This window comes from Shewanella sp. GutCb (assembly GCF_002836135.1).
In the GTDB taxonomy this organism is placed as follows: Bacteria; Pseudomonadota; Gammaproteobacteria; order Enterobacterales; family Shewanellaceae; genus Shewanella.
Genome location: NZ_PJBL01000009.1, coordinates 22,868 through 34,983 on the forward strand (window position 1 = coordinate 22,868; position 12,116 = coordinate 34,983).

The following is a 12,116-nucleotide window of genomic DNA, read 5'->3' on the forward strand; positions in this document are numbered from 1 at the left end:
TATGTCGCAGGAATATAATGTTGTCGTATTAGGTGCATCGGGCGCAGTGGGTCAAGTTATCATTGAGATCCTCGAAGAGCGTAATTTTCCGGTTGCAAAGTTGTACCCTCTAGCCAGCAGTCGCAGCGCCGGTAATACGGTCAGCTTCCATGGTAAACAGGTCGAAATTTTGGACGTGGATACCTTTGATTGGTCGAAAGCTCAGATCGGTTTCTTCTCCGCGGGTGGTGATGTGTCTGAAAAGTGGGCGCCAATTGCTGCAGAGCAAGGCTGTGTTGTTATCGATAACACATCGCACTTTAGATATGACATTGATGTGCCACTTGTTATCCCTGAAGTTAACCCAGAAGCGATTGCCGACTTTAGAAATCGCAATATTATTGCGAATCCTAACTGTTCAACGATTCAAATGTTGGTTGCACTTAAACCGATCCATGATGCTTTCGGGATCTCGCGTATTAATGTCGCGACATATCAGTCTGTATCAGGTTCAGGTAAGAAGTCAGTAGAAGAGCTAGCGACGCAGTGTTCTAAGTTACTGCAAGGTCTGCCTGTTGAACCGAAAACCTATTCAAAACAAATTGCGTTTAACGTATTGCCGCAAATTGATAAGTTTATGGACAATGGCTACACCAAAGAAGAGATGAAAATGGTGTGGGAAACGCAAAAGATCTTCGGTGATGAAAATATCGTAGTGAACCCAACAGCAGTGCGTGTACCAGTATTTTACGGTCACTCAGAAGCTATCCATCTTGAAACACTACAACCTGTCGATGCTGAAGAGGTTAAAGAAGTGTTGCGCGGTGCTCCTGGCGTTGAACTGTTTGAGTCTGATGAAGATTATCCGACTGCAGTCACCGATGGTGCGGGCTCAGATCCTGTTTATGTTGGTCGAGTCAGAAAAGATATTTCTCACGACAATGGCATAAACCTTTGGGTTGTCTCTGATAATATTCGTAAAGGCGCTGCCTTAAACAGCGTACAAATTGCAGAAGTGCTTATCAGAGATTATTATTAATCTGATCCTGCATTGAACATAATTGTTTAAAAAGCCCGCACTATGCGGGCTTTTTATGTTTTAGAGTTGTGAACAGTAGCAGGGCAACTTAATCTAGTTTATAGTAATCTCAATAAATACAATTGCCTAAAGCTTGTCACTAAACAGTGGCTCCTACGCTTCAAAGGGAAGGATTGATGAATTTTCGCACTTCACATCTTGTTGGCATTTTTGCCGTCGTTTTAACTGTCTTAACTGTTGGCCCTTCGATTAATTTTGCAGTCGCAGAATCATTAAAGATCACCGGCCCTGAAGGCCAAGTTCAGTCGGTCAAGCGACAATATGGTCCTACTACATCATCTGATACCTTTTGGAGTATCGCGCAGGCTGTAAAACCGGATAATAGCGTAACGGTTTATCAAGTGATGTCGGCACTATTCGATGCTAACCCTCACGCCTTTAGCGGAAAGAATTATAATAGCTTAGAACGCGGAATGATCTTACTGGTGCCGTCAAAAGACGTCATGCAGCAGGTATCAACAACAGATGCTAAAAAACGTGCTGAATATAACGATCGTGGTTGGTCGTCAACGGCGCAAACGAAAGAGAAACCCACCGAGAGCATAGTTAAGCAACGGGTTACCCCGGCCGTCAAACCTGTCATCAAAGCAATTAAAACACCCACTGAAATTAAATCGCTCAGTGATAAACTTGAGCAAGCAGAAGCACTTAATTTAGCACTGACAGATGAATTGGCTCGGGCTACAGATGAAATTACCATCAGCTCAACTGATACTGAATCCTTTCAGGAAAAGATCTCAGAGTTGAAAGCAGAAAACGCACTGCTAAAGCAGGCGTTGCAAGATAAAAATTTAGAAAATGACGCGCTTAAGAGTGACGTTATTGCTAAGCAAGAAAAGATTGATTTACTGAGTCAAGAAAAAGAGCAACCAACATCAACACTTTGGCGCTCTTTGATGGATAACCCCTTGTTGCTGATCTTCGGTGCAGTGGTTCCAGCGCTTCTTATGCTCGGGATTTTCTGGATGTTTATCCGTCGCCGTAATGACAGTGACACCCCCTTGGAAGCTAATCCAGAAACCAGTGACGCTGATGTATTGACTGAGAGTGCTGCGAGCGATGAAGCGTCTGATACCGATGATAGTTTAGCAATACATTTAGATTCTGAGCAGGCTGAAAATTCAGTTGACTCAATGGATGAGATTGAACAGCCAAAGTTGAACGACTCAGCTGAATTTGTGGTTGAAGAGGCAGCAGATGAAGGGCAGTCGTTAGATGATTTGTGGGCGGAGGCGATGGGTGAGCAAGATGGCGAAGTTGAAGCCCTTGATTCACTAGAGCAACCCTCGGCAGAAAACGAAGATGACCTTGATGCCTTGTTAGCGGGTTTTGACGAAGAACCAAAAACGGTTGAAATCGCAAAAGAAGACGATCTCGATGCATTGCTAGCGGGCTTTGATGAAGACACTAAAAGTGAACCAATCGCTGATGAAGACGATCTCGACGTATTACTAGCGGGCTTTGATGAAGACACTAAAAGTGAACCAATCGCTGATGAAGACGATCTCGATGTATTACTAGCGGGCTTTGATGAAGAGACTAAAAGTGAATCAATCGCTGATGAAGACGCTCTCGATGCACTGTTAGCGGGATTTGATGAAGATAGTACCAATGAAGCGCTTAACCGCGAGCCTGAACTTGATGAACTAGACTTGCTTCTGGCGGCCAACAGCCCAGCGATAAAGGAAGACGTTACTCCTAACGATGATTTAGACTCACTGCTTGCAGAGTTTGATATCACAGCTGATGAGCAAGATACATTGGCCAATGATAGCGATATTGATGCATTGTCTGACGAAATTGCTGCTGAGCTTGAGCTGCCTTTAGAAATTGCCGCCGAGCTTGATCTTGGTGTTGATGATATAAGCGTGAATGAAGCGGACTTAGATAATGAACTGGATGCGTTACTCGCCGATTTAGACGCTCCGGTTGATGAACATGCAATTCAACTCCCGCAAGAGTCAAAAGCATTAGTTGATGATATTGCTGCAGAGTTAGCGACAGAAGTGCCAGAGCAACCCGTTGAAGAGGGTGAACTTGATAGCTTATTGGCAGAGTTTAATTTGTCAGCAACATCTGCAGATAATGTTCTTAGTGAGTTACATAGCAGCGAAGAGACCAAGAGTGTAATGACGGAGGCTGCCGATGTTGATTTCAGCTTGGATTTTGATACCTCTGCGCTAGATGGGACTGAACTTGCTGAATTCAAAAACAATGTTGAAACTGATGTCGACTCAAGCATTGATCTCAAGATAGATGTAGATGAACAGCCAGAAGCTGCAGACAACATGCTTGAGTTTACTTCTACACCGATAGAGCCAAGCGTAAAAGTTGAAAAAGACAGTGGTTTCTTTGATGATCTTAAAGGCACTAAAAAAGCTGAACCTGCAGCACTTGATTGGGATGCAGCATCCGCTGAGTTAACCAATTCGACACTAACCGATGATGAATTACTCAGTGCACTTGCTGCAACAGGGGCATCAGCTGTCGAAGGTGAAGACGAAGAGGACATTAACTCGTTTATCATCGAAGATGATAGCAAGCTAACCGTTGATCAAGCATTGGCCGCACTTGATGCTAATGAAGGAAGTGTTTCCGCGAGTCATATTCCAGAGCATGACTTAACGTCTTTCCAAAAAGATAACGGCTTTATTGATATCGATAGATTACTCAATGAAGCAGACGAAGATAGTGTAGAAACGGATCTTTATAAAGAGTTAGACGTCGACATGGGCGAGCTTGATACGTTTATGGGCAATATCTCGATGGTTGACGTTGATGATGCGGAAAACTCAATCAATGCCAAACTCGACTTAGCGCGTGCTTATATTGAAATCGATGATAATGACAGCGCTCATGCTTTGCTTAAAGAGGTTGAACTCGATGGCAATGAAAGGCAGCAAGAAGAAGCGGCAGGATTGATAAAAGAGTTAGTGTAAAATAATCAGTTAAAAACGGCGCTTAAGGCGCCTTTTTTATGCTTATCGTTTGGCACTGTTATGCTAGAATCGCCGCCTATTAAATGATTTCGTTTAGCGATACTGTCGATTAATCTTTTTGACGTTGTCGTTCAAACATAGTTGAACCGAGTTAAGAGGTGTGTGATGCGGGTTGCGTTAGGTATAGAGTATGATGGTAGTCAGTATTTCGGGTGGCAACGCCAACTCGATGTCGACTCTGTGCAAGCCCAGTTAGAGAAAGCGCTCTCTATTGTTGCGAATGAACCTATTACGGTCCAATGTGCGGGAAGAACGGATACTGGCGTGCATGCAACTGGCCAAGTGGTGCATTTTGAAACGAATGCTATCCGCAAAGATACAGCTTGGACATTAGGGGTAAATGTTAATTTACCTGATAATGTCGCAGTGCGTTGGGTAAAAGTCGTGGACGACGAGTTTCATGCTCGTTTTTCGGCGACCGCAAGACGCTACCGCTATATGATTTATAACCACCAATTACGTCCGGGCATTTTAAGAAGTGGCGTTAGCCATTACCGTGGCGAAATTGATGAGAACAAGATGCACCAAGCGGCGCAGCTATTTGTCGGTGAACATGACTTTACTAGTTTTAGAGCACTTCAATGCCAGTCAAAAACACCATTTCGCAAAGTACATGAAGTGAATGTGACTCGCCAAGGTATGTATATCTGTGTTGATATCAAAGCCAATGCCTTCTTACATCACATGGTACGTAATATTGTTGGCACCTTACTTGAGATTGGTAAAGGTAAGCAGCAAGCTGAATGGGTTAATACCTTGCTCGCATTGAAAGACAGATCCAAAGCAGCAGCCACAGCAAAACCTAATGGTTTGTATCTGGTTGATGTGACTTATCCGGACCAATTCGAATTGCCTAAGTTGGCCCTAGGCCCGCTATTTATGTTGGACTAACGCTGTGATTGAATCCATGAAGCCTCTAGCCCCCAAAGCACAAGCCTCATTGAAATATTGGCTCGATTATCTGTTGGCGATTCATCCAACTGAAATCGATATGGGTCTTGAACGCGTATCTGAGGTCGCGACACGTCTAAGACTCACAGAACTGGGGACGACTAAGGTTGTTACCGTTGCGGGTACTAATGGCAAGGGGACGACCTGCGCCATGATAGAAGCGGCGTTGCAGCAGACGGGTAAAACGGTAGGGGTATACAGCTCACCCCATTTACTCAAATACAATGAGCGAGTTAGGATCAATGGCATTGATGCCACAGATGAAGCACTTGTTAGTGCATTTGAAGCTATCGAAGCCGCTCGTGCTGAGATTTCGTTAAGTTTCTTTGAATACGCAACACTCGCAGGACTGGTGCTGTTTAAGCGTGAACATCTCGATGTGATTTTACTCGAAGTGGGCTTAGGCGGACGACTCGATGCGACTAACATTATTGACGCCGATATTAGCGTCGTCACCTCGATAGACCTTGACCATCAAGAGTATTTAGGCGACACGCGCGCATTAGTGGCAGCCGAAAAAGCAGGTATATTTAGAGCGGGGCGACCTGCAATTGTGGGTGAGCCAGATTGCCCGTCAACCCTGATTGACTATGCACAAAGCATTTCGGCCGACCTGTACCGCGTTGGTCATGAGTTTAGTTATCAGTGTGATGAATCAGATTGGCACTATAGCGGTCAACTTTTCGAATTGAGTTCCTTGCCATTGCCAACGTTACCGCAACCCAATGCAGCAACTGCCATTGCGGTACTAGAGCATTTATGTCCTGAAATCGATAAAGCTTATATTGCTGATGCTGTCGGCAAGACTCAGCTTGCTGGGCGTTTAGAGCATGTCTGTGATAAGCCATCAGTGATGGTTGATGTGGCACACAATCCTCATGCCGCAAAGTATTTACGTTCTCGATTAAAAAAAATCAATAAGCAGCGCTTATTTGCTATTTGTGGCATGTTAAAGGATAAAGATGCTTTAGCTGTATTGGCTGAGTTGTCATTAGACATCACGCATTGGTATCTTATTGATTTAAATGTTGCACGTGGCTCAACGGCGTTGGCGTTAAAAGCGTTGTTACCCGCCGATAGCCAAGCGAGTTGCTTTGCGAATATAAGCGCGGCCTGGGATGCTGTTAAACAAGATGCTAAAGCCGACGATATGGTTATTGTGTTCGGTTCATTTTACACCGTGGCCGGTTTTAAAGAGTTACTAAAGGGAGAGAGTTTTGTCTAGTCATTTTCAAAATCGTCTAGTAGGTGTGATTGTCATTGTCGCGTTAGGAGTCATTTTTTTACCCGATATTCTTGACGGTAAAAAACAGCGTCAAGAAGAACAGTTTGCCGAGATCCCGTTACGACCTAAGGTCGAAGACGCAGCGTTACCGCAGCAAACCATTGGAACGTTAGAGCTCAATAATGAAGTGTCAGCGACTTCAAATGGTGATGACAGCTGGCAAATTGAGCCAGCACAAAAACAAGATCAAATAGCGGTTGCCGTTGAGCCTAAAACGGAGACAAAAAAAGCCGTTGTCAAAGCGGAAAGCTCCGTTGCCACAGCGAGTAAAAAAGTGGCGGCGTCTAACGCCAGTGCGTGGACAATTCAGCTGGGTAGTTTTAACAATGCCGCTAATGTACAGGCTTTAGTTAAACGCTTACGTAGCAAGGGCTTGACCGCTTATACCTTGCCGACGAAACCCATTGATGGCCAGCTAACCAAAGTGTTTGTTGGACCGAATATTTCAAAAGAAAAATTAGTCGTAATGCAGGCTGATATTGAAAAGCTGACGAAGTTGAAAGGCCGCATCGTGGCGTACAACCCCGTCGAAAAATAACAAGGTGTGATTGTCCTTATCCGAGAAATAGTTATTTCGTGCCTAAAGCGTGTGAAATAACTCTGTCTCTGTTAGAATCGCGCCGTCTTAACCCCTATGCCGGATATACTCTTCAATGGTTTGGATTGATTACGCCATAATAATCGTTATTGGACTGTCTACGTTGATCAGTTTAGTACGAGGCTTTGTAATAGAGGCGATGTCTCTCGTCGTGTGGTTTTCCGCATTTTTCATCGCCAGTCAGTTTTACCTCAAACTCGCCACTTATCTTACTCAGATACAAGATGAACTCGTTCGTAATGGCGTCGCAGTCGCTATTCTATTTGTCTCAACACTCATTCTGGGTGCATTAGTTAACTATTTAATTGGCCAATTGGTCTCAAAGACCGGTTTGTCTGGCACTGATAGAGTGCTTGGCTTGTGTTTTGGTGCGCTTCGAGGCGCACTCATCGTAAGCGCAATACTATTTTTCTTGGATGCTTTTACCGGAGCGCCCAATGCAGATTGGTGGCAGAGTTCAACGCTTGTGCCCGAATTTGGAGTTGTGATCCAGTGGTTCTTTGACTACCTGGAAAATACCTCAAGCTTTGTACCTAAAATATAAAATGCACTAAAGCATTATTTGGCCTTTAGCTAAGTTAAAGCTTAACTAAAGCAAAAATATTTAAATAATAGAACATCTTACAATGAGGAAGCTTACCCATGTGTGGTATTGTCGGAATAGTTGGTCAGTCATCGGTTAATCAAACCATTTATGATGCATTGACCGTGCTTCAGCATCGTGGACAGGATGCTGCTGGCATTGTGACCGTAGACGGCTACGCGTTTAGATTGCGTAAAGCCAATGGTTTGGTCAAAGACGTATTTGAGCCAAAGCATATGCAACGCTTGCAGGGAAATGCAGGTATCGGTCATGTGCGTTACCCTACGGCAGGGAGCTCTAGTGCATCTGAAGCTCAGCCATTTTATGTTAACTCACCTTTTGGTATTTCATTAGCGCATAACGGTAACTTAACCAATACGGTTGAGCTGCATGAGCGTCTTCTCAAGCAACGTCGCCATGTTAATACGACTTCTGATTCAGAAGTGTTATTAAACTTGATTGCCGATGAGTTGCAACATACTACAACGCAACATCTCACTTCTGATGAAGTGTTCAATGCGATCACTAAAGTACATGAGCTTACACGTGGTGCTTATGCTGTCGTCGCTATGGTCATCGGCCAAGGTTTAATGGCATTTAGAGACCCATTTGGCATTCGACCATTAGTGATTGGTAAGCATGAAACTGAAACCGGTACTGAGTACATGGTTGCTTCTGAAAGCGTTGCGCTGGATGCGGTTGGTTTCGAGTTTATGCGCGATGTAGCACCTGGTGAAGCGGTTTACATTACCCTAGAAGGTGAGTTGTTTACCCGTCAATGTGCGCATACTCCAAGCTATGCACCGTGTATTTTCGAATTTGTCTATTTCGCGCGTCCTGACTCCACTATTGATAATGTTTCTGTGTATAGCAGCCGTGTTAACATGGGGACTATGCTGGGCGAGAAGATCAAGAAAGAGTGGGAAGATCATGATATTGATGTGGTTATACCCATCCCGGAAACATCTTGTGATATTGCACTAGAAATCGCACGTAATATGGACCTTCCATATCGTCAAGGCTTCGTAAAGAACCGTTATATCGGTCGTACCTTTATTATGCCAGGGCAACAAGAGCGTAAGAAGTCGGTTCGTCGTAAATTAAATGCGATTAAAGCCGAATTCAAAGATAAGAACGTATTGCTGGTTGATGACTCTATTGTTCGTGGTACAACCTCTGAGCAGATCATTCAGATGGCACGCGATGCTGGCGCTAAGAAAGTATACTTTGCTTCTGCGGCACCAGAAATTCGTTTCCCTAACGTTTACGGAATCGATATGCCGACCACTAACGAGCTTATTGCTCACGGTCGTGATGTTGAAGAGATCACTAAGCTAATTGGCGCAGACGGCATGATTTTCCAGTCGTTGCCTGATCTGATCGCAGCGGTGCGCCAAGAAAACCCCGCCATTAAGCGTTTTGAAACATCGGTATTCGACGGCAAATATGTCACCAATGACGTTAACCAAGAATACTTAGATTATATTACCCAGCTTCGTAACGATGATGCCAAAGCTAATCGCAGCAAAGATGTTGGTACTAACTTAGAGATGCATAACGTTTGCCATCCATAAGTTAATCTAGATCTTTGACAAAAAAGCCGAGCAATAGCTCGGCTTTTTTATGCCGTAAATAGAACTTATACCAATTGCATTAAAAGTTTGACCATTCGCGGGAATTCAAAGCCCTGTAGGCAAGATGGGGGATTGAAGCTAATCGTAATTCTCGGCTCTAGCATCCTCGGTAATTGCTCCATGCATGACTCTCGATAATTGCAGCTGCATTATTCTACCTCCGTCCATCCGTGGACTGGTACCTCCTGCACTTGACCGCCATATAGGATGGGAATGTCTTATTTTGTATGGAACAAAATAGACCATTTAGTCGTAAAGGGCTTTGCCATTTGCTTTAAACGTCGGCGCTCTGAATGGGTCAAATACTTAGTGCATTGGTATTAAAAGCTAAACAGCTGAGTTACCCAAACAGCCATCCAGCTGATAAACAACAAAGAATAGGTATTTCTGCTGAACCCATGTGCCATTTTCAAGCCAATCAGGGTGCTGATGCTGGTAAGAAAAATGACCAAACTACTCAACACTAATGGTTCGACACTCGGGCTTTGCGCTAATAGCGGGGCGCATAAGATGACCCAAGCAGTCACGAGTAGAAAGTGATAGAGCAGTAACCTGTCGAGTCTTGTTGCTGGGTTGCTTAGCGTCGTCAACATTATCGTTCCTCCGAAGTAGAGTAAAGATTAAAGCTCAAATGAGAATCGTTCGCAATAAACTTTACAATCTTTGAGCAGTTAGCTGGCTTTTTATTGCACCTATGCTCCCCTCAGGTTACAGTTACTGTTAATTTATACAGTGATAGTAAATGTACACCGATGATCTTATATATTGCAGAAAAACCCAGTCTTGGTAGAGCCATCGCCGACGTGTTACCTAAACCGTTAAAAAAAGGCGAGGGCTTTATACGTGCTGCGAACGGTGACTGTGTTTCCTGGTGCGTTGGACATTTATTAGAGCAAGCAGAGCCAGATGCGTATTCGCCAGAATATAAGTCTTGGAAGTTTGAACATCTTCCGATAGTGCCAGATGTGTGGAAGATGAAGCCAAAATATAAGATGCGTGGTCAAATAGCCGTGCTGAGAGGGCTGGTTAAAGAGGCGACTCAACTGGTGAATGCCGGCGATCCTGATAGAGAAGGCCAGCTGTTGGTCGACGAGATCATTGCTCACTTAGGCGTTAAAGGCGCTAAGTTACAGCAAGCCAAACGGCTGCTCATCAGCGACTTAAATCCCCAAGCCGTGACTCGTGCCTTAGGGCAATTACGCTCAAATCGTGAGTTTATCCCATTGTCGACTTCAGCCTTAGCGCGCTCTCGCGCTGACTGGCTTTATGGGATGAACATGACTCGGGCTTACACCATCCAAGGTCGTAAAGTCGGTTATCAAGGCGTGCTCTCCGTTGGACGAGTACAAACCCCGTTATTGGGGTTAGTGGTCAGGCGTGATGAAGAGATTAACGATTTTGTATCAAAACCATTCTATGAGGTTGTGGCGCATCTAACCACAGACGCTCAACAAGCATTTACCGCCAAATGGCAACCCAGTGAGGCGTGTGAGCCTTATATGGACGAAGATGGGCGAGTGCTATCCAAAGGCCTCGCGCAGAACGTGGTCGGGCGTATAACCGGCAAAAATGGCACGGTTGAAAAAGTCACGGCGCAAGATAAAAAATTAAATGCACCGTTGCCTTACAATCTATCCTCATTACAAATTGATGCCGCTAAACGCTTCGGCATGAGCGCTAAAACGGTACTAGATACCTGTCAGTCGTTATATGAACGTCATAAACTGATCACCTATCCTCGTTCAGACAGCCGTTATTTGCCTGCAGAGCAACACGCGATGGCGCCTAGCGTCATCGCGACGGTTAATAAAGGTGCAGCAGAGCTGACGCAAGGCATTGATGCACCCAATGCTAAACTTAAGTCAAAAGCGTGGAATGATAAAAAGGTCGATGCCCACCATGCGATAATTCCCACAGAGAAAGTCGCCAACTTAGCTAGCCTCAGTCCAGCTGAAAAGCAGATTTATTTGCAAGTTGCGCGGCAATATTTAATGCAGTTTTATCCTGCGTATCTCTATAAAGAAACAGTGGTAGAGATTGTCATCGCCGGTGGATTATTTAAGACCAAAGCCAAACAAGAAAATGCGATAGGTTGGAAGCAGTTGCTGAAACAAGCTCAGTCTAATGCTAACAATGGCGCTAACTCTGTTGAGAAAGGTGATGACGAGGAGTTAGCCACCATACCGCCATTAACCCAGGGGCAATCGTTACTGTGCCAACGTGGAGAGTTATTGGAAAAGCAAACTCAACCCCCAAAGCACTTTACTGATGCGACGTTACTTGGTGCGATGACGGGGATAAACCGCTATGTTACCGACCCTGAAATTCGTAAGATCCTTAAAGACACCGATGGCCTGGGTACTGAAGCGACCCGTGCTGGCATAATTGAACTTCTATTTAAGCGCAGTTTTTTAGTGAGACAAGGTAAAACCATTATTGCGACGGATGTGGGCAAAGGTCTGATCAATAGTTTGCCGCTCAGTGCAACGACGCCAGATATGACGGCATTGTGGGAAAATACCTTAGATTCTATGAGCCGTAAGGAAACCCAGTATCAAGCCTTTATGCAGCCGCTTATCAGCAAATTAGATGAATTAATTACCCAAGCGGGCTCAGTGTTACCCACCGCCTTGCAAGGGGTTAAAAGCCCGACGCCGTTTAAGAAGAAGTCCTACGCGCGTAAGAGCACTAAAACAGCATCAACGCCAAAAAAAGCGGTTAATAAGCCACGCACGACTAAAAGCAAAGCTTAACCCTAGGATGGGTTTGCTGATGTTGACGGCTATCAATGCTTTAGACCGCGGTCATGTTTTTTAAATGTTTTGCCTTGAGCACTATTTACCTGAGATAAAAGCGGTTATCATCTGCCGTTAATAAGTAAGTCATTAGTTAATCTGTTTTAGCTTTTAGGAATATGGTTGTTTAACTCACATTTATCAATGCAGATGTTTCAGTCTAAATTGACACTAGTTTTATTACTGGTGGTAT

The 12,116-nt window shown here is 44.5% G+C and carries 9 protein-coding genes; 8 read left to right on the forward strand and 1 reads right to left on the reverse strand.

Annotated features, from left to right (window positions below):
• Position 1: 1 nt before the first annotated feature.
• From CXF86_RS06370 to purF, 7 genes are all read left to right on the forward strand, one after another.
• Entirely contained in the window at positions 2-1,018 is a 1,017-nt protein-coding gene (locus CXF86_RS06370) for an aspartate-semialdehyde dehydrogenase (RefSeq protein WP_101091497.1), read from the forward strand.
• A 176-nt stretch (positions 1,019-1,194) separates the two neighbouring features.
• On the forward strand, positions 1,195-4,017 hold the full coding sequence (locus CXF86_RS06375; protein WP_102038621.1) for a FimV/HubP family polar landmark protein: 2,823 nt from the start codon (positions 1,195-1,197) through the stop codon (positions 4,015-4,017).
• 165 nt (positions 4,018-4,182) lie between these two features.
• Positions 4,183-4,968 (forward strand): tRNA pseudouridine(38-40) synthase TruA, encoded by a 786-nt coding sequence (gene truA, locus CXF86_RS06380; RefSeq protein ID WP_101091499.1) that lies wholly within the window; start codon positions 4,183-4,185, stop codon positions 4,966-4,968.
• 16 nt (positions 4,969-4,984) lie between these two features.
• Complete coding sequence (gene folC / locus CXF86_RS06385) at positions 4,985-6,253, forward strand: bifunctional tetrahydrofolate synthase/dihydrofolate synthase (protein WP_101091500.1); 1,269 nt, start codon at positions 4,985-4,987, stop codon at positions 6,251-6,253.
• The gene (locus CXF86_RS06390) at positions 6,246-6,851 is read left to right on the forward strand and encodes an SPOR domain-containing protein (RefSeq protein ID WP_102038622.1); all 606 of its coding nucleotides are present in this window, start codon (positions 6,246-6,248) and stop codon (positions 6,849-6,851) included. Before folC ends, CXF86_RS06390 begins: the two co-directional genes overlap by 8 nt.
• Positions 6,852-6,966: 115 nt before the next feature.
• Positions 6,967-7,455, forward strand: coding sequence for a CvpA family protein (locus tag CXF86_RS06395; protein WP_101091502.1), 489 nt, complete (start codon positions 6,967-6,969; stop codon positions 7,453-7,455).
• 98 nt (positions 7,456-7,553) lie between these two features.
• Complete coding sequence (purF, locus tag CXF86_RS06400; protein WP_101091503.1) at positions 7,554-9,068, forward strand: amidophosphoribosyltransferase; 1,515 nt, start codon at positions 7,554-7,556, stop codon at positions 9,066-9,068.
• Between the two features lie 380 nt (positions 9,069-9,448).
• On the opposite strand, the gene CXF86_RS06405 is transcribed toward purF, so the two are convergent.
• Complete coding sequence (locus tag CXF86_RS06405) at positions 9,449-9,721, reverse strand: hypothetical protein (protein ID WP_102038623.1); 273 nt, start codon at positions 9,719-9,721, stop codon at positions 9,449-9,451.
• Positions 9,722-9,880: 159 nt separating this feature from the next.
• On the opposite strand from CXF86_RS06405, the gene CXF86_RS06410 reads away from it, so the two are divergent.
• On the forward strand, positions 9,881-11,881 hold the full coding sequence (locus CXF86_RS06410; protein WP_102038624.1) for a DNA topoisomerase III: 2,001 nt from the start codon (positions 9,881-9,883) through the stop codon (positions 11,879-11,881).
• The last annotated feature ends 235 nt before the right edge of the window (positions 11,882-12,116 follow it).